This window comes from Herbaspirillum sp. Her4, from assembly GCF_057961335.1.
This window is the reverse complement of sequence record NZ_CM176330.1, coordinates 2,310,861-2,327,533: the sequence shown is the minus strand read 5'-3', so window position 1 is coordinate 2,327,533 and position 16,673 is coordinate 2,310,861. Positions and strand designations below refer to the sequence as shown.

General features: G+C 63.1%; 14 protein-coding genes. 8 read left to right on the top strand and 6 right to left on the bottom strand.

Features of this window, described 5'->3' with window-relative positions:
* The first annotated feature begins 30 nt into the window (after positions 1–30).
* From ACWFUC_RS10550 to ACWFUC_RS10530, 5 genes are all read left to right on the top strand, one after another.
* The gene (locus ACWFUC_RS10550; RefSeq protein ID WP_039785952.1) at positions 31–933 is read left to right on the top strand and encodes a GNAT family N-acetyltransferase; all 903 of its coding nucleotides are present in this window, start codon (positions 31–33) and stop codon (positions 931–933) included.
* A gap of 190 nt (positions 934–1,123) precedes the next feature.
* Complete coding sequence (locus tag ACWFUC_RS10545) at positions 1,124–2,500, top strand: aspartate aminotransferase family protein (protein ID WP_034332097.1); 1,377 nt, start codon at positions 1,124–1,126, stop codon at positions 2,498–2,500.
* Positions 2,501–2,643: 143 nt separating this feature from the next.
* Positions 2,644–3,138: an Lrp/AsnC family transcriptional regulator gene (locus tag ACWFUC_RS10540; RefSeq protein ID WP_081486017.1), complete on the top strand. Its 495-nt coding sequence runs from the start codon at positions 2,644–2,646 to the stop codon at positions 3,136–3,138.
* A gap of 433 nt (positions 3,139–3,571) precedes the next feature.
* The gene (fliD, locus tag ACWFUC_RS10535; protein WP_489624855.1) at positions 3,572–5,593 is read left to right on the top strand and encodes a flagellar filament capping protein FliD; all 2,022 of its coding nucleotides are present in this window, start codon (positions 3,572–3,574) and stop codon (positions 5,591–5,593) included.
* 158 nt (positions 5,594–5,751) lie between these two features.
* Positions 5,752–6,207 carry a MaoC family dehydratase gene (locus tag ACWFUC_RS10530; RefSeq protein ID WP_489624854.1) on the top strand — a complete coding sequence of 152 codons (456 nt, stop codon included), beginning with the start codon at positions 5,752–5,754 and terminating at the stop codon, positions 6,205–6,207.
* A gap of 4 nt (positions 6,208–6,211) precedes the next feature.
* Here ACWFUC_RS10530 and maiA read toward each other — a convergent pair whose 3' ends face one another.
* The 4 genes from maiA to ACWFUC_RS10510 are packed head-to-tail and all read right to left on the bottom strand — an operon-like array spanning position 6,212 to position 10,911.
* On the bottom strand, positions 6,212–6,859 hold the full coding sequence (maiA, locus tag ACWFUC_RS10525; RefSeq protein WP_276841426.1) for a maleylacetoacetate isomerase: 648 nt from the start codon (positions 6,857–6,859) through the stop codon (positions 6,212–6,214).
* A gap of 31 nt (positions 6,860–6,890) precedes the next feature.
* On the bottom strand, positions 6,891–8,237 hold the full coding sequence (gene fahA, locus ACWFUC_RS10520) for a fumarylacetoacetase (RefSeq protein ID WP_489624853.1): 1,347 nt from the start codon (positions 8,235–8,237) through the stop codon (positions 6,891–6,893).
* On the bottom strand, positions 8,234–9,571 hold the full coding sequence (hmgA, locus tag ACWFUC_RS10515) for a homogentisate 1,2-dioxygenase (RefSeq protein ID WP_489624852.1): 1,338 nt from the start codon (positions 9,569–9,571) through the stop codon (positions 8,234–8,236). The genes fahA and hmgA overlap by 4 nt, the downstream gene beginning before the upstream one ends.
* Positions 9,568–10,911 carry an MFS transporter gene (locus ACWFUC_RS10510; protein WP_489624851.1) on the bottom strand — a complete coding sequence of 448 codons (1,344 nt, stop codon included), beginning with the start codon at positions 10,909–10,911 and terminating at the stop codon, positions 9,568–9,570. Before ACWFUC_RS10510 ends, hmgA begins: the two co-directional genes overlap by 4 nt.
* A 244-nt stretch (positions 10,912–11,155) precedes the next feature.
* On the opposite strand from ACWFUC_RS10510, the gene ACWFUC_RS10505 reads away from it, so the two are divergent.
* Complete coding sequence (locus ACWFUC_RS10505) at positions 11,156–12,070, top strand: LysR substrate-binding domain-containing protein (protein WP_121044179.1); 915 nt, start codon at positions 11,156–11,158, stop codon at positions 12,068–12,070.
* Between the two features lie 45 nt (positions 12,071–12,115).
* The gene (locus tag ACWFUC_RS10500; RefSeq protein WP_209567777.1) at positions 12,116–12,949 is read left to right on the top strand and encodes an alpha/beta hydrolase; all 834 of its coding nucleotides are present in this window, start codon (positions 12,116–12,118) and stop codon (positions 12,947–12,949) included.
* A 72-nt stretch (positions 12,950–13,021) separates the two neighbouring features.
* Here the strand turns inward: ACWFUC_RS10500 and ACWFUC_RS10495 are convergent, their stop codons facing one another.
* Both ACWFUC_RS10495 and ACWFUC_RS10490 read right to left on the bottom strand, forming a co-directional pair.
* Complete coding sequence (locus ACWFUC_RS10495; RefSeq protein ID WP_121044185.1) at positions 13,022–13,402, bottom strand: helix-turn-helix domain-containing protein; 381 nt, start codon at positions 13,400–13,402, stop codon at positions 13,022–13,024.
* The gene (locus ACWFUC_RS10490) at positions 13,386–13,760 is read right to left on the bottom strand and encodes a type II toxin-antitoxin system RelE/ParE family toxin (RefSeq protein WP_489624850.1); all 375 of its coding nucleotides are present in this window, start codon (positions 13,758–13,760) and stop codon (positions 13,386–13,388) included. The genes ACWFUC_RS10495 and ACWFUC_RS10490 overlap by 17 nt, the downstream gene beginning before the upstream one ends.
* 313 nt (positions 13,761–14,073) lie before the next feature.
* On the opposite strand from ACWFUC_RS10490, the gene ACWFUC_RS10485 reads away from it, so the two are divergent.
* Entirely contained in the window at positions 14,074–16,623 is a 2,550-nt protein-coding gene (locus tag ACWFUC_RS10485; protein ID WP_489624849.1) for a PepSY domain-containing protein, read from the top strand.
* Positions 16,624–16,673 lie beyond the last annotated feature (50 nt).

Below are 16,673 nucleotides of genomic sequence, written 5' to 3'. Positions count from 1 at the left end.
CCCCTCTCACTGAAACCAACAGGAGCCACCATGCCCGCGCTGTCCACCCACGAGCCCGAGACCGCCCGCGAGCCCTTGCCCGACCTGCTCTTGCGGCCGATTGCAACGGATGACCTGGGCCACTGCCACCGGCTGTCGCTGCGCTTCAAGTGGCCGCACCGGCTGGAAGACTGGAATTTCCTGCTGCAGATGGGGCAAGGCTACCTGCTGGAAAACACCGCCGCGGACGCGGCGCTGCGCACCGTCGGCAGCGTGGTCTGCACCACCTATGGCGAGCACCACGCCGTCATCGGCATGCTGCTGGTGCAGACCGAGTTGCAGCGGCGCGGCCTGGGACGGCGGCTGATGCAGCATGCGGCCAGCGAAGTCAATGGCCGCAGCCTCATCGTCAACGCGACAGCGGCCGGCATGCCGCTCTACAAGCAATTGGGTTTCGTGCAGCAGGATGTGCTGCACCAGTTCCAGGGCTCGTCAGCGCAGCCGGTGCTGGTGTCGCTGCCACCGGGCGAGCGCGTGCGGCCGATGGGCAAGAATGATGTCCATCGCCTGCTGGAACTGGATGCGCAGGCCACCGGCATGGATCGCAGCAAGCTGCTGCTGGCCCTGTTGGAGATATCCGAAGGCGTGGCACTGGACCGCGATGGCGAGATGCTGGGCTTTGCGCTGGTGCGCCGCTTCGGCCATGGCCGCGTGATCGGGCCGGTGGTGGCACCCGACGCGGAACGCGCCAAGGGATTGATCGCACACTGGATCAATACTTATTCGGACTCCTTCATCCGCATCGACGTGTTCGAATCGAGCGGCCTGCCGGCCTGGTTCGACAAGCTGGGCCTGACCTGCGTGGACCATGTCACGCGCATGTGCAAGGGTGAGCCGCCGGTACGTGATGCGGGCATGCAGCTGTTCTCCATCGTCAACCAGGCGCTGGGCTGAGGCTGGGCTGAAGTGTCCGCGCTGCTGCCGCAGAAAATGCCGCAGCAGCGCGCAAAACCCATGAAGATGCTTTTTCAGCCCCGCATCTTGCGCATCGCCTGCGAGGCCGAGGGCATAGGATAGAACACATGCCGGTTGTGCCGTTTGCCTGCACGGCCTTGTTCAACGCATCTTCAGCGAGTCCACCTCTATGCAAACTTCCGCCCTGGCCGCGCTCGACCGCAGCCACCTGATCCACCCCGTTGCCAGCTTCCGCGAGCATGAAGAACTGGGACCCATCATCCTCAAGTCGGGCCAGGGTGCCTACCTGACCGATCACCAGGACAAGCAGTTGCTGGATGCCTTCTCGGGACTGTGGTGCGTCAATACCGGCTATGGCCAGGAAAGCGTGATCCGCGCCGCGACCGAACAGATGCAGCGCCTGCCGTATGCCACCGGCTATTTCCACTTCGCCTCGGAACCGGCCATCCTGCTGGCCAAGAAACTGGTGGACATCAGCCCGGCGTCGCTCAAGCACGTGTATTTCACCTTGGGGGGTTCCGATGCGGTGGATGCGGCCATTCGCTACATCACGCACTATCACAACTCCATCGGCAAGCCGACCAAAAAGCATTTCATCTCGCTGCAGCGTGGCTATCACGGTTCGTCCTCGGTGGGCGCGGGCCTGACTGCATTGCCCAATTTCCATTACAACTTCAACCTGCCGCTGCCGACCCAGCATTACCTGCCCTCGCCTTACCCTTACCGCAGCGAGCTGCAGGGCGATGAAGCGATCATCGCGGCCTCGGTGCAATCGCTGCGCGACAAGGTCGCCGAACTGGGCGCGGACAATGTGGCGGCGTTCTTCTGCGAACCGATCCAGGGTTCCGGCGGCGTGGTGGTGCCGCCCAAAGGCTGGCTCAAGGCCATGCAGCTGGCCTGCAACCAGCTGGACATCCTGTTCGTGGTGGACGAGGTCATCACCGGCTTCGGCCGCACCGGCCCGATGTTCGCCTGCCTGGACGAAGACGTGCAGCCCGACCTGATGACCATGGCCAAGGGCCTCACCGCCGGCTATGCGCCGATGGGCGCGGTGATGATGTCGGACCGTGTCTACAACGGCATTGCCGATGGCGCACCGATGAGCACCGTGGTCGGCCATGGCCAGACCTACTCGGCCCATCCGGTCAGTGCGGCGGTGGCGCTGGAGGTCCTGCGGCTGTATGAGGAAGGCGGTCTGCTGGAAAACGGCCGGCGCCTGGAACCGGTCTTCGCCGGCGGCCTGCGCGCCCTGCTCGATCATCCGCTGGTGGGCGATGCGCGCAGCCGTGGCCTGCTGGGCGCACTGGAACTGGTGGCTGACAAGCAGACCAAGGCACGCTTTGCACCCGAGCTGAAGCTGCACGATCGCATCTTCCAGGTGGCCTATCGCCATGGGCTGGTGTTCCGCGCCTTCGGCGACAACATCCTCGGCTTCGCGCCCGCGCTGTGCTACACGGAAGAGGATTTCGCGCTGATGTTTGCGCGCCTGCGGGCCATCCTCGATGAAGTGCTGGCCCAACCCGAGGTGCGCCAGGCCGTGCGCTGAGCCGGCCCATGCGAGTATCGCCTCCGGCACGATGGGGAAATCGCCGCCGGAGGGGTTAAAATGCCCTGCTACATCCTGCCGGATTGCGCTGCGTGCGATACGCGAGGCAAACCGGCAGGCTGAGTCGAATAACCCGAGGCAACATGATGACTAACGGCGCGTTGAAACTGGACCGGATCGATCTGAGGATTTTGTGTCACCTGCAGCAGAATAGCCGCATTACCAATGTAATCCTGGCCGACGCCGTCGGCCTCTCGCCCAGTCCCTGCCTGATCCGCGTCAAGCGCCTGGAGAAGGCCGGCTACATCAGCGGCTATGGCGCGTATATCCGTCTGGAGAAACTGGCCGACGTCCAGATCGTGTTCACCGAGGTGACGCTGTCGGACCATCGGCGCGAAGACTTCGCCAAGTTCGAAGCCACCATCCGCAACGTCGATGAAATCATCGAATGCCATCTGGTCAGCGGTGGCTATGACTACCTGCTCAAGTTCATGACCCGCAGCGTGGTGCACTACCAGAGCGTAATCGAATCGCTGCTGGAACAGAACCTGCGCATCGAGAAGTATTTCAGCTACATCGTCATCAAGTCGCCCTTCATCAAGCATCACTATCCGCTGGAAAAATTCATCCAGACCTGAGCCCCATGGGCTGGCCACCGCCGGCCGGTACCGTGCGGTGGCAGCCTGGCACGCCCTGCATGTGGCGGCTGCGCTGTCTGCACCGTTTTTCGGTACGTTTTGCTGGCCTTTATCCTCGCCTTTTTCCTGCCCTTTTTTCTGTACAGACGATCGCGGACCCTCCTGATCGTTTTTGCACACCCCCCTGTCAATTTCCGCACAGCAAGCCTTTTCCAGCGCGGCAAGCCCTCGGCCTCATCTTTACATTTATGCCCTCCACGATGGCCGGATTGCGGCATCTCCATCCAATCTCCACAAATTCCCCAGAAAAACACGACTATTGGTCAGCAAACTCCCCTTTACTTTTGTAAAGACGTGCCGTTAACCTTCGGGTGCGCTGACGAAGGGTCAGTTTCTCAAATTACAAGAACATCACGTTTGCTTAGGGGTCAACATGGCAACCTCCACGGGGACGATCTCGACATCGGCCGGTCCGCTTGACGTTTCGACGCTGGTCAACCAGCTCATCGCGGTCGAGAGCAAGTCCAAGCTCACACCGCTGAAGACCAAAGAAAGCGGCTTCAACACGCTCATTTCCGCGTATGGCTCGCTGAAGAATGCGCTGACCAGCTATCAAAGCGCCCTGAAGGTCATGACGGCCGCCAGCTTCAGTGCGCAGAAGACCACCGTGTCCAATGCCGGCACCGGCACCAGCCTGACCACCGATCCGTTCACGGCAGAGGCCAACAGTGACGACTCGACCAAGGTCCTGGCACAGAAGTTGAAATCCGGTGGCTATGCCAGCGGCACCACCTTCAATGCCGGCGACTCGATCGCCATCAAGATCGGCACCAACTCGCCCACCTTTATCACGCTGCAGGCCAATGCCACCCTGGCGGGTCTGCGCGACACCATCAATGCCTCCAAGGCCGGCGTGACGGCCTCCATCGTCACCGATGGCAGCGGCGACCATCTGGTCCTGGAATCCAATACCGGCGGCACGGCCAACACCATCAAGGTCACGGCCAACAATTCGCTGTCCGGGCTGAGCTATGACCCCAGCGTGTCGGGCTCGGTGACGCAGATCCAGGCCCCGCGCGATGCCACCAAGGCCGCCGCCGGCAAGTACAGCATCGGCGTGAGCCAGCTGGCGCAGGCGGTCAAGGTCAGCTCGGCCGGCATCGTGCCCGGCACCACCTTCGACAATGGCGTGCTGGCCATCAAGACCGGCAATGGCTCGACCACGCTGATCCAGCCCAAGACCAATACCCTGGCCGGTGTGCGCGATGCCATCAACGCCAGCGATGCGGGCGTCAATGCGGCCATCGTCAGCGACGGCACCAACGACCACCTGGTGCTCACCGCCAAGGACAGCGGCGCGGCCAACAGCCTGCGGGTCAGCGGCACCGGCAATTTTGCGGTGTTCAACTTCGATCCCAGCGGCACCGTCACCACCACGGGCGTAGCGACCAACCAGACTTACAGCAGCGGCAGCCTGGCGCTGCAGGTCGGCAGCAAGTCCTTCACCATCACCCCGACCGATCTCGACAACAGCGGTGCCATCGGCCTGAACGACGTGATGAAAGCCATCAACGATGCCAATACCGGCGTGACCGCCAGCATCAGCAACGACGGCAGCAATGACCATCTGGTGCTCACGCCGGCCGGCACGGATCCGATCAAGCTGGTCGGCAGCAATGACTATGCCAACCTGTCCGGCAGCAGCATGGGGCAATTGGCCAAGGCGCAGGATGCCAAGCTGACCATCGATGGCGTGGCGGTGACCAGCACCACCAACAAGGTCAGCAATGCGATTTCGGGCGTGACGCTGAACCTGGCGAAGGTGACGACGGCGGCGGACAATTTCTCGCTGTCCATCGCCAATGACACCAGCGGCCTGTCGACGGCGGCCAACAGTTTCGTGACGGCCTACAACAACCTGGCCAAGGCCGTGACCAACCTCACCAAGCAGACCCCGTCCACCACCAAGGGCCAGGCCAGCACCGGCTCGCCGCTGGCAGCGGAATCTTCCGTGCTGAACATGATGACGCAGATCCGCGGCACCATGCTGGGCGCACTGGGCGACGATGGCGGCATGAACCTGTCGCAGGTGGGGATCTCGTTCCAGAAGGATGGCACGCTGGCGCTGGATGCGACCAAGCTGACGACGGCCGGCAACAAGGATTTCGACGCGGTCACCAAGCTCTTCACCGGGACCTCCGGCGTAGTGCCCAAGCTGCAGAAGCTGATGGACAGCATCCTGGGCGACAGCGGCACGCTGGCCACCAAGACCAAGGGCCTGCAGGACAGCCTCAAGATCGTGACCGACCAGCAGACCGCGGCCAATGATCGGCTGCAAACCCTGAAGGACAACTACACCAACCAGTTCAACCGGCTCAACGTGACGCTGGCGACGATGCAGTCGCGGCAGAGCTATCTGACCCAGCAGCTGGCGAAGTTGTCCAAGTCGTCGTGATCGTTTTGAGGACAGGTCCGCACGCGCGGAGCTCCCTGTGAAAGGCCGCAGCGATTCTCGCTGCGGCCTTTTGTTTTCCGGTCTGTCGTTATACTGTGACCAACCCTGGCCGCCCAAGGACCAGGTCTGACTTCGATAACAATGAACAGGGAGACTCAGTGACCACCCTCAACTACCTCGATGACTTCCAGCCGGGCCAGGTATTTCGCTCGCCGGGCACGCTCACCGTGAGCGCCGAAGAGATCAAGCAGTTCGCCCAACAGTACGATCCCCAGCCCTTCCACCTCGACGACGAAGCTGCACAGCAGACCTTCTTCCGTGGCCTGGCCGCCAGCGGCTGGCATACCGCCGCGCTGACCATGCGCCTGCTGGTCGATACCCTGCACATCCAGGGCGGCATCATCGGTGCCGGCTTCGATGAATTCCGCTGGCCGCGTCCGACCCGTCCCGGCGATGTGCTGCGCCTGGAAGCCGAAGTGCTGGGCATCAAGACTTCGCAATCCAAGCCGCAGCAGGGATTCCTCAACCATCGCGTGACGACTTACAACCAGCACGACGAAGCCGTGCTCATCATGACAGGCAACCTGCTGGTACCGCGCCGCAGCCCGGGCTGATCGCTCAGGCGGCGTCGGGCTGTTGCGCCGGATGCGCCTGCTCGAAAGCGGGCAGCGCATTACAGGCGGCCTCGATGGCGCACAGCGTCGGGTAAGGCGCCATGTCCACTTCGAAACGGCGCGCATTGAAGATCTGCGGAATCAGGAAGCAATCGGCCATGGTCGGTGCATCGCCTACGCAGAAGTGGCCACGGGTGGTATCGGCCGCCAGTTGCTGTTCCAGCGCGGTGAAACCGAGCTTGATCCAGTGCTGGATCCAGGCCGTCTTCTGCGCCTCATCCACGGCCAGCGCGTGCTTGAGATAACGCAGCACGCGCAGGTTGTTCAGCGGATGGATTTCACAGGCGATGGCCAGCGACAGTTCGCGGATATGCGCTCGCGCAAAGGCATCGCCCGGCAACAGGGAGGGCGTCGGATAGCGCTCTTCCAGATACTCCAGCATCGCCATCGACTGCGTGAGCAGCTTGCCCTGGTCGGCCAGTACCGGGACCAGCGCATGCGGATTCAACTGCGTGAAGGCGGGCAGCAATTGCTCGCCGCCCTGGTTCAACAGATGCACGGCCGCCGTTTCATAAGGCACGCCTTTGAGATTCAGGGCGATGCGCACGCGATACGAGGCCGAGCTGCGGAAATAGCTGTAGAGGGTAGTCATGCGCTTGCTTCCTTCAGGAAAGACAATCGGATCAGGCCAGGCTGCGGGCAGGCAACACGGTGCCGGCCGCTTCACCGAAACCGATAGTGGGCAAGCCATCGCGACGAGCCACTGCGCGCAGGATGATGGTATCGCCATCTTCCAGGAAGACGCGCTTCTCGCCATTGGCCAGGGTCAGCGGGGTCTTGCCGCCACCGCTCAGTTCCAGCAGCGAACCGGCCTGGTCCGGTGCCGGACCCGACAAGGTACCCGACCCGAAGAAATCGCCCGGACGCAAGTTGCAGCCATTGACGGTATGGTGCGTGACCAGCTGCGCCACGGTCCAGTAGGCATCCCGATAGTTGCCCAGCGAGAGCCGTTGCGGGGCACTGCCCGCTTCACGCATGGCAGCGGTCTGGATCAGCACTTCCAGTTCGATGTCAAAGGCGCCGCTCTCGCGCAGGGTCGGCGCATCCAGGTAAGGCAGCGGCTGCGGGTCGTCCGCCGGACGCGTCCATCCGCAACGGTACGGGGCCAGCGCTTCCAGCGTGACGATCCAGGGCGAGATGGTAGAAGCAAAGCTCTTCGACAGGAAGGGACCCAGCGGCTGGTATTCCCAGGCCTGCACATCGCGTGCGGACCAGTCGTTCAGGAGACAAAGTCCAAACACCTTGTCCTCGGCCTGCGCCATCGGGACCGGCTCGCCCAGGGCATTGCCGCCGCCGATGAAGATGCCCAGTTCCAGTTCGTAATCCAGCCGCTTGCAGGGACCGAAAGCGGGCAGGTCTGCATCGGGGGCCTTGGTCTGGCCCACCGGACGGCGGAACTGCTGGCCCGAGATCGCGATGGAAGAAGCACGGCCGTGATAACCGATGGGCACCCATTTGTAGTTGGGCAGCAGCGGATTGTCCGGACGGAACAGCTTGCCTATCGTGGTGGCGTGGTGGATCGATGTGTAGAAATCGGTGTAGTCGCCGATCACGGCCGGTACATCGTATTCGGCCTGGGCTTGCGGCACCAGGCAGGCGGCCAGTTCTGACTGATGCGCCGAACCGCTGCGCAGCAGGCGCGACAATGCCAGGCGCAGTGCCGACCAGGCAGCCGGCGTGAGCGCCATCAGGGCATTGAGGCTGCTGCCGCTGCAGGCCGCGTGCGCCGCCGTGCGCGTGGCTTCATCGAAGCCCGAGAAGGCGCCGGCTGATTGGGCGGCCGGCAGGTCCAGGATCTGGTCGCCAATCGCAACGCCCGCGCGGTACGCTTCTTCACTGCCGCTGCGGCGAAACACGCCGTAAGGCAGGTTCTGGATCGGGAAGCTGCAGTTTTCTGCATTTGCGCTCTGGACCCAGCTACGCAGCGAGGTGTCATGGGTTTCGTTCAGTGTCAGGCTAGGCAGGCTCATGCGCGCTCCGGGTTGAAGTTCTTCTGGATGCCCAGCCAGCAGTCCTGGTAATCGCGCTGCAAGGTCGGCGCGGACAGGGCGTGACGGGTCGGGCAAAGGATGTTGCGGGTCTCGAACATGAAGGCCATGGTGTGGTCGACCTTGTTCGGGATGCTGGTATCGATGCGGCTGGCTTTCTCGAAGGTGGCCGCATCCGGTCCGTGACCGCTCATGCAATTATGCAGGCTGCCGCCGCCGGGCACAAAGCCGCCGCCTTCCTTGGCATCGTACTGGCCGGTGATCAGGCCCATGTATTCGCTGGCCACGTTGCGGTGGAACCAGGGCGGACGGAAGGTATTTTCAGCAGCCAGCCAGCGCGGCGGGAAGATCACGAAGTCGATCGTATCCACGCCGGGCGTATCGCTCTGCGACTGCAGCACCAGGAAGATCGAGGGATCGGGATGGTCGTAGCTGATCGAACCGATGGTGTTGAAGTGGCGCAGGTCGTACTTGTAGGGAACATAGTTGCCATGCCAGGCCACCACATCCAGCGGCGAATGGCCGATCTTCGCCTGCCACAGATTGCCGCCGAATTTGGCGATGAGCTGGAAGTCGCCCTCGCGGTCTTCGTACCAGGCGTGCGGCGTGGCGAAATCGCGCGGATTGGCCAGTCCGTTGGAACCCAGCGGACCGAGATCAGGCAGGCGCAGCAGCGCGCCGAAATTCTCGCAGATGTAGCCGCGTGCCTCGCCATCCGGCAGGCGCACCTGGAAGCGCACGCCACGCGGAATGACGGCGATCTCCTGCGGCTCGATATCGATCACGCCCAGCTCGGTACGCAATTGCAGGCGGCCCAGCTGCGGCACGATCAGCAGTTCGCCATCGGCCGAATAGAAGAAACGATCGGTCATCGAGCAATTGGCGGCATACAAGTGAATGGCGCAACCGCTCTGGGCTTGCGGCGAGCCGTTGCCGGCCATCGTGACCATCCCTTCGATGAAATCGGTGGGCACGGTCGGCATGGGTAGCGGGTCCCAGCGCAACTGGTTGGGCGGCGCTGCGACGTCGTCGAAGTGACTCACCAGCAGGCCGCGTTCCATTGGCTCAAACGGATGATGCACTGCTGCCGGACGGATGCGATAGAGCCACGAGCGACGGTTGTGACCGCGCGGCGCGGTGAAAGCGGTACCGGAAATCTGCTCGGCATACAGGCCATAGGGCGCACGCTGCGGCGAATTCTGGTGCGCGGGAAGCGCACCCGGCAGGGCCTCGGTGGCGAACTCATTGCCGAAGCCGGACTGGTAGCCGCGTGTATGCACGTGATGGCTGACGGAAGAATCGGTGACGGTATTCATGCGGACACTCCTCGGGAAGTACGATGCAGGCGCGCGATGGTCAGCGCCGAAATCAGCGCCGGCACCGCCGCTGCGATGAACAGCGAACCATTGCTCCACTGCAGCGCGATCAGTTGGCCGCCGATGACCGGCCCGACCACCGAGCCGATGCGGCCGATGCCCAGCGCCCAGCCGATGCCGGTGGAACGCAGCGTGGTCGGGTAGAAGGTACCGGCCAGTGCATTGACGGCCGGTTGTCCACCCACGATGCAGAAGCCCGCCACGATCACCGCCAGGAACAGCAGCACCGGCATGGCCGCCACCTTGCCGATCAGCGCAATGGACACGCAGGCCAGCAGGAAGCAGCTACCCAGTACGCGGGTGAAGCCGAAGCGGTTGATGAAGCGGCCCAAGGTCAGCGTACCGACCACGCCGCCCACTTGCAGCGAGGTACCGATCAGCACGGCCATGCTGGTGGAATAGCCGGCGTCACGAATGAGCGTGGGCAGCCAATTGGAGAGGAAGTACAGGTTGATCAGGTTCATGAAGCTGATCAGCCACAGCAGCACGGTGACACCGGCGCGGCCATCGCGGAACAGGGCGGCTACCGGCATGCCTTCGGCCTTGCTTTCCTTGACCACGACCTCGGTCTTGTCATCGATGCGGATGGCGGGATCGAGCTTGCGCAGCCAGCGTGCCACCTGGCTGCGCGCACGACGGTGCAGCACCAGGAACTGTATCGATTCCGGCAGCCAGACCAGCATCGCCAGGCCCAGCACCAGCGGCACTGCACCGCCCACCCAGAACACCGCATGCCAGCCGTGCGCCGGGATCAGCGCTGCGCTCACGAATCCGCCGGCCGCAGCGCCCACGGTAAAGCCGCAGGAGACCAGCATCATGCGGGTCACGCGGGAGGAGGAGGGGCTGTATTCACCGACCAGCGCCATCGCATTGGGCATGATGCTGCCCAGGCCGAAGCCGGTGATGAAACGCACGATCAGCAACTGATCGATGGTGGTGACCAGCGGCGTCACCAGCATGCAGACCGCAAAGAACAGGGTCGAGGCGATCAGGACCGGACGGCGGCCGTAGCGGTCACCCACCGGGGTAAGCACCAGCGAGCCCAGCAGCATGCCGAACAGGCCGGCACCGAATACCGGTCCCAGGCTGGCCTTGCTCACGCCCCAGTCGGCGATGATGGCCGGGGCCACATAGCCCATGGCCTGCACGTCGAAACCATCGATGATGAGGCACAGGCCGCACAGCAGCAGCAGGCCGAATTGAAAAGTGCCGAACCGGCCCTGCTCCACCACCTGGTCCACATGGACCGTGGGGAGAGCGCCACTTGCGTGGATACTCATTGTCGTGCTCCTCGTCTGTCTTTACGTTTTTTTAGTTGTGTTGCCTGCCATCCATGGGCCGATGCGGCCGACAATGGCAGATTGCATGGCCGTGTGCGCAGACGCTGCTGCGCGGCTCTTGATGGTGTTGTCGCGCCGTCACTGTAGTGCAATCGCCCTTCTTTTACGATATAAATACGAAAATACGATCCATTCATTTCATGAATATTGCAGTGCACGCGTTTGCCGTACTGCCGAGCTGACCATGGCCCTCATCGAACCGCGCGACATCGATCTCAATCTGCTGGTGGTATTTCAGGAAGTCTTCCAGGAACGCCAGATCTCCTCGGTCGCCCGTCGGCTGGGGCTGTCGCAGCCGGCGGTGTCCAACGCGCTGGCGCGGTTGCGGCGCAGCTTCGGCGATGAGCTGTTCGTGCGCACGGCACAAGGCATGCAGCCCACGCCCTTTGCCGAACAGCTGGCCGAGCCGGTGGCTGCGGCGCTGCAGCAGGTAGCCCGTGCTCTCAACCTGCAGGAAGGCTTTGCGCCGCAGACCAGCGAGCGCCGCTTCACGATTGCCATGACCGATGTGGGTGAGGTGTATTTCATGCCGCGCCTGATCGAAGCCTGTGCCGAGGTCGCGCCGGGCGTGAGCCTGTCGACCGTGCGTGCCGGGGCGATCGACCTGAAGAGTGAAATGGAAGCGGGCCGGGTGGACCTGGCCATCGGCGCGTTCGACAATCTGTCGGAGGCGCTGTACCAGCGGCGATTGTTCCGCCAGGAATACGTGAGCATGTTCCGTATCGGCCATGCGCTGGACAAGCGCGGCGAAGTCAGCCTGAAGGAATTCCTGGCAGCCGAGCACCTGATGGTGTCTTCGCTGGAGAGTCCTTATGATCGCATCAACCAGAATCTGGAGAAGGCCGGCGTGCTGCCCAGCGTGCGCTTCCGGGTGCCGCATTTCACGGCGGTTCCTTACATCGTCAGCACCACGGCGCTGGTGGTGACGGTGCCGCGCAAGCTCGCCGAGAGTGCTGCCGCGCCCTTCGGACTGCGTTACATCAAACCGCCGCTGCGCCTGCCGGCGCTGCAGACCAACATGTTCTGGCATCGCCGCTACAATCAGGACGAGGGCAATGTCTGGCTGCGCAACCTGATCTCGGCGCACTTTGCCGAATGAATCCGGGCAGGACAACGACTGTGGCCGGAAGGCCGGGGAGACAACATGAACATCTACCGCGACTATGACCGCGAGGCGCTGGACGAGCAATACAACGTGCGCCTGCGTATTACGGATTTCCAGGCGTATTTCGACCGCTTTGCGCGCGAGGGAGAAGCAGCGCGGCAAGCGCATCCGCATCTGACCGATGTACCTTACGGAGAGGATGCGCTGCAGACGCTGGATTTCTTTCCCGGGCGCAGCAATGGCCGGCCCCTGCTGGTCTTCATCCACGGCGGCTACTGGCGCTCGCTGGACAAGCACCAGTTCAGCCAACTGGCCCTGCCCTACCTGGCCCAGGACATCAACGTGGCCCTCATCAATTACCGCCTGGCCCCACAAGTGCGCATGGGCGACATCGCCGCCGACTGCGGGCGCGCGCTGCGCATGCTGTATGCCAAGGCGGCGGCGCTGCGCTTCGATCCGGATGCGATCTGGCTCATGGGCCACTCGGCCGGTGCCCACCTGGCCGCGCTGATTGCTTCGCTGGGTGCCGCGCCGGTGCGCGGCGTGTGCGGCATCAGCGGGATCTATGACCTGGAACCGGTGCGGCTGTCCTATCTGAACGAAGTGCTGCACCTCTCGCCCTCGGACGCCCAGCAGGCCAGCCCGCAATTGCTCGCCATGCCCAATGGCGTGCAGGCGTTGCTATGTGCGGGCGACGATGAATCGGCGGAATTCCTGCGCCAGCGCGATTTCTATGCGGCCACGCTGCGGCAGTCGGGACATGCGGTGGAAGTCTTGCCGCTGCCCGGGCAACATCACCTGAGTGTGGTGGATGTGGCGGCCGATACCGGGAGCAGTTTGACTCGGACCCTGTTGAAGATGATGTTGGGGTAAACGAGCTTGCCGATGTCGCCCCAGCCACGCTACGTCCCGGTGGCTGGATGCTGTAGCGGAGAGACACTGAAGTCAGCTTGCCTTGCCCGGTCGGCGCATCTTGGCTCGAGGCTTTTCCGTAACGGCAATGGGCGCGCGCAGGACCTTCACCGGTTCGGGTGTCAAATCAAACGTCTTGTTGCCTGGGAACGTTGCCGTCAGCACCAATTGACCGCCCAAGCCCCGCACGAAGTCCATGACGCTGCTCACTAGCAGGTCATCACGACTTTCCATCTTCGAAATGGCTGCCTGCTGAATATTCAAACTCGCGGCAAGGCTGGCCTGCGTCACTTGCAGGCTCTTGCGCAATGCCTGCAATTTGATGCAGGTCTGCATGGATTCGGTTCTTGCGTTTGCCTGCACTTGCGCCTCAGGATGCATGCGGGCGCGCAATTCACTAAATTTTTTTGCCATGATCGACTGCCTCCTTGCTCAGTGTGTCGAGATGAACGTCGTAGAGCCTGTCCGCGAGAGGGATGGTGTGCTCGTACCAACGATGGTTTCCGGTCTTGTCTCCGCCAATCAACAGGATCGCATGCCGCAATGGATCAAATGCGTAGAGCACCCGGCAAGGTCTTCCGGCATGCTGGATCCGAAGCTCTCTCATGTGCGCATGCCTGGAACCGAGAATTCCAGAACTGTATGGGTGTCTGAGAGCGGGTCCGTTTTTCTCCAGCAGGCCGACGTAGGCAGCCACGGACGTCTGCTCAGCATCGTTGAGCCGATCCCACCAGTCTTCGAATTCATCGGTAAATTCTACCTCGCATTGCATGCTTTATTCCCCTGAAGTTATATTCCACTTAAGGAATTTTTTGAAGATGGCAGGAGAATTTCCGGCAACATGCGCTCCTGGCTTGGTCGGCCAGGTTAACCAGCAAGACTGGCAAATAATTTCCTCAAGGAAAATTCATGGTGGAGCTCGAAGAGTTTTGTGTACGGACAGCTACATCACGCCACCCAAAACAACAATAAGAATCATTTTCATCTGAACTATAATACCGGCCTGACCCGCCGGTCGCGCCCGCTGCGGCCCGGCAGACAAGACCAACAAGGCGCATGCGCGCCTCTCGCCGCCCTAGTGATACATGTTCAAGAAGATCTGGTTCCAGTTGCACTGGTTCATCGGCATTACTGCCGGCACCCTGTTGATGACCATCGGCGTGACCGGCGCCGTGCTGGCTTTCCGCGAAGAAATCATGGAGGCGCTGAGCCCCGGCGTGATGCATGTGCAAGTGCGCCAGCAGGCCACGCTCACGCCCCAGCAACTGCTGGACAAACTGCGTGAGGCCGAACCGGCCCGGCGCGTCACCACCCTCACCCTCACTTCTGAACCCGGCGCCTCGGCCCGCGTGGTCTTCGCGCCGCCGCCCGGGGTGCGGCGCGGTGAGGTGCGCTATGCCGATCCCTATACCGGCGCGCTGCTGCCGCCGGTGACAGGCGCGGAATTCTTCGAGTTCATCGAGCACTTCCACCGCTGGCTGCTGCTGCCCACCGAGATCGGCAAGATCGTGCTGGGCACGCTGGCACTGGCGCTGCTGGTGCTGGCGCTTTCGGGCCTCTACCTACGCTGGCCGCGCCGCCCGCTGTCGCTGCGCGCCTGGCTGCGGCTGGACTTCCAGTTGCAGGGCCGCTCCTTCCTGTGGAATCTGCATTCGGTCATCGGTACCTGGTCGCTGGTGATGTATGTCGTGTTCTCCATCACGGGTGCCTACTGGGCGCTGGACTGGTTCAAGGACGGCCTCAATACGCTCGCCGGCGAGAGCCGCCGCCCCGCCATGCAGCGCGGCGAAGGCAAGAAGAAACCGGCCACGGACGAAGCCATCCCGCTGGAACTGACCCAGGCCTGGAACAGTTTCCTCGCCAAAGCACCGGACTACCAGAGCGCCCAGCTGCGCCTGCCGGAACAGGGATCACAGCCGGTGCAGATCTTCTTCCTCGATCACGGTGCGCCCCATGAGCGCGCCCGCAGCCGCATGGTAGTCCTGCCGCAGAGCGGCGAGGTCCGGCAGCTGGAACGTTACGAGGACAAGAGCAATGGCGGCAAGCTGATCGCCGCCATCTATCCGCTGCACATGGGCACTTACTTCGGCCTGCCCGGCCGCATCATCATGGCCATCGCCAGCCTGATGATGCCGCTCTTCGGCATCACCGGCTGGATGCTCTATCTCGACCGCCGCCGCAAGAAGGCCGCGCTGCGCGCCGAACGTGCCAGCCTCAACGGCACGGCACCCGCTGCCGAAGGCGAACCGGTCCTGGTGGCCTATGCCTCGCAGACCGGCCAGGCCGAGCGCATCGCCCTGCATACCGCTGCCGGCCTGCGCCGCAGCGGCATCGCCGTGCAGTTGCAAGCGCTGGCACAAAGCACGCCGGAGAGCTTGCGCCATCACCGCCGCATCCTCTTCATCGCCAGCACCTTTGGCGAGGGCGATGCGCCCGACAGCGCACGCGGCTTCGAAAAGCGCCTGCGCCAGGCCGCAGGGCAGTCGCTGGCCCACGTGCACTACGCCATCCTGGCGCTGGGCGACCGTCACTACGCGCAGTTCTGCGGCTTTGGCCACACCCTCGACCACGGCCTGCGCCAGTGCGGGGCCAAGCCCCTGTTCCCGCTGGTGGAAGTGGACCGCATGGCCGGCGTGGCGCTGCGCAAATGGGAAACTGAACTGGCCGCCCACGGACTGCAGGCGAATGTGAGCGAACTCCTGCCCACCACTGCACCGGCATGGCAACAATGGAAGCTGACACGACGCGTGCTCATGAATCCGGGCAGCCAGGGTGCGCCGCTGTATCACGTGGAATTAAAGCCGCAGGACAGCAGCCTGCCCGACTGGCAAGCCGGTGCACTGGTCGAGATCCTGCCGCGCCACGCACCGGATCGTATTGCCCTGCTGCTGCAGCGACTGCAGCTGGAGGGCAGCACCATGGTGAGCCATCAAGGCCGCCAAAAGACGCTGGCCGACGCGCTGGCCTGCAGCGTGCTGCCCACGCATCCCGCACGGGAAGCCCAAGCCCTGGCCGACCAGTTGCAGCCCCTGGCCGCGCGTTCGTACTCGGTGGCCTCGGTCCCACAGGATGGCGCGGTGCACCTGCTGGTGCGCCAGGTCCGGCATGAAGACGGACTGGGACTGGCCTCCGGCTGGCTGACCGAATTTGCACCAGGCGATGCCTCCATCGATCTGCGTCTGGTGGAGAACGCCGGTTTCGCTCCGGTCGCGGCCGATACGCCGGCCATCTTCATCGGCAATGGCTCGGGCCTGGCCGGCTTGCGCGGTCACCTGCACGCACGCATGCAGCACGCAGAAACGCAGTCCCGCAACTGGCTGCTTTTTGGAGAACGTAACGAACGTTACGATTTCCTGTATGCCGATGAATTGCAGGACTGGCTGGAACACGGCCGCCTGGCGCGCCTTGATCTCGCCTTCTCGCGTGACCAGAGCGAACGCCTGTATGTACAGGACCGCCTGCGTCAAGCCGGGCCCGAGCTGCGCCAGTGGCTGGACCAGGGCGCAGTCATCTACGTCTGCGGCAGCCTGGAAGGCATGGCCGCCGGTGTCGATGCCGTCCTCACGGACCTGCTGGGCGAAGCCGGCCTGCATGCCCTGATCGAACAGAATCGCTATCGCCGCGACGTTTACTGATGATTCCCGCCGGATGGATCGTCGATCCATCCGCCTCTCCTCCTGCGGGA

Excerpts from the sequence above, each read along its gene's own strand:
- ACWFUC_RS10540 (WP_081486017.1), top strand. The coding sequence starts at position 2,644 with ATGATGACTAACGGCGCGTTGAAACTGGACCGGATCGATCTGAGGATT.
- ACWFUC_RS10485 (WP_489624849.1), top strand. The coding sequence starts at position 14,074 with ATGTTCAAGAAGATCTGGTTCCAGTTGCACTGGTTCATCGGCATTACT.
- fahA (WP_489624853.1), bottom strand. The coding sequence starts at position 8,237 with ATGAGCCTGCCTAGCCTGACACTGAACGAAACCCATGACACCTCGCTG.
- ACWFUC_RS10510 (WP_489624851.1), bottom strand. The coding sequence starts at position 10,911 with ATGAGTATCCACGCAAGTGGCGCTCTCCCCACGGTCCATGTGGACCAG.
- ACWFUC_RS10490 (WP_489624850.1), bottom strand. The coding sequence starts at position 13,760 with ATGCAATGCGAGGTAGAATTTACCGATGAATTCGAAGACTGGTGGGAT.
- fliD (WP_489624855.1), top strand. The coding sequence starts at position 3,572 with ATGGCAACCTCCACGGGGACGATCTCGACATCGGCCGGTCCGCTTGAC.
- ACWFUC_RS10500 (WP_209567777.1), top strand. The coding sequence starts at position 12,116 with ATGAACATCTACCGCGACTATGACCGCGAGGCGCTGGACGAGCAATAC.
- ACWFUC_RS10505 (WP_121044179.1), top strand. The coding sequence starts at position 11,156 with ATGGCCCTCATCGAACCGCGCGACATCGATCTCAATCTGCTGGTGGTA.
- hmgA (WP_489624852.1), bottom strand. The coding sequence starts at position 9,571 with ATGAATACCGTCACCGATTCTTCCGTCAGCCATCACGTGCATACACGC.
- ACWFUC_RS10495 (WP_121044185.1), bottom strand. The coding sequence starts at position 13,402 with ATGGCAAAAAAATTTAGTGAATTGCGCGCCCGCATGCATCCTGAGGCG.
- ACWFUC_RS10550 (WP_039785952.1), top strand. The coding sequence starts at position 31 with ATGCCCGCGCTGTCCACCCACGAGCCCGAGACCGCCCGCGAGCCCTTG.
- maiA (WP_276841426.1), bottom strand. The coding sequence starts at position 6,859 with ATGACTACCCTCTACAGCTATTTCCGCAGCTCGGCCTCGTATCGCGTG.
- ACWFUC_RS10545 (WP_034332097.1), top strand. The coding sequence starts at position 1,124 with ATGCAAACTTCCGCCCTGGCCGCGCTCGACCGCAGCCACCTGATCCAC.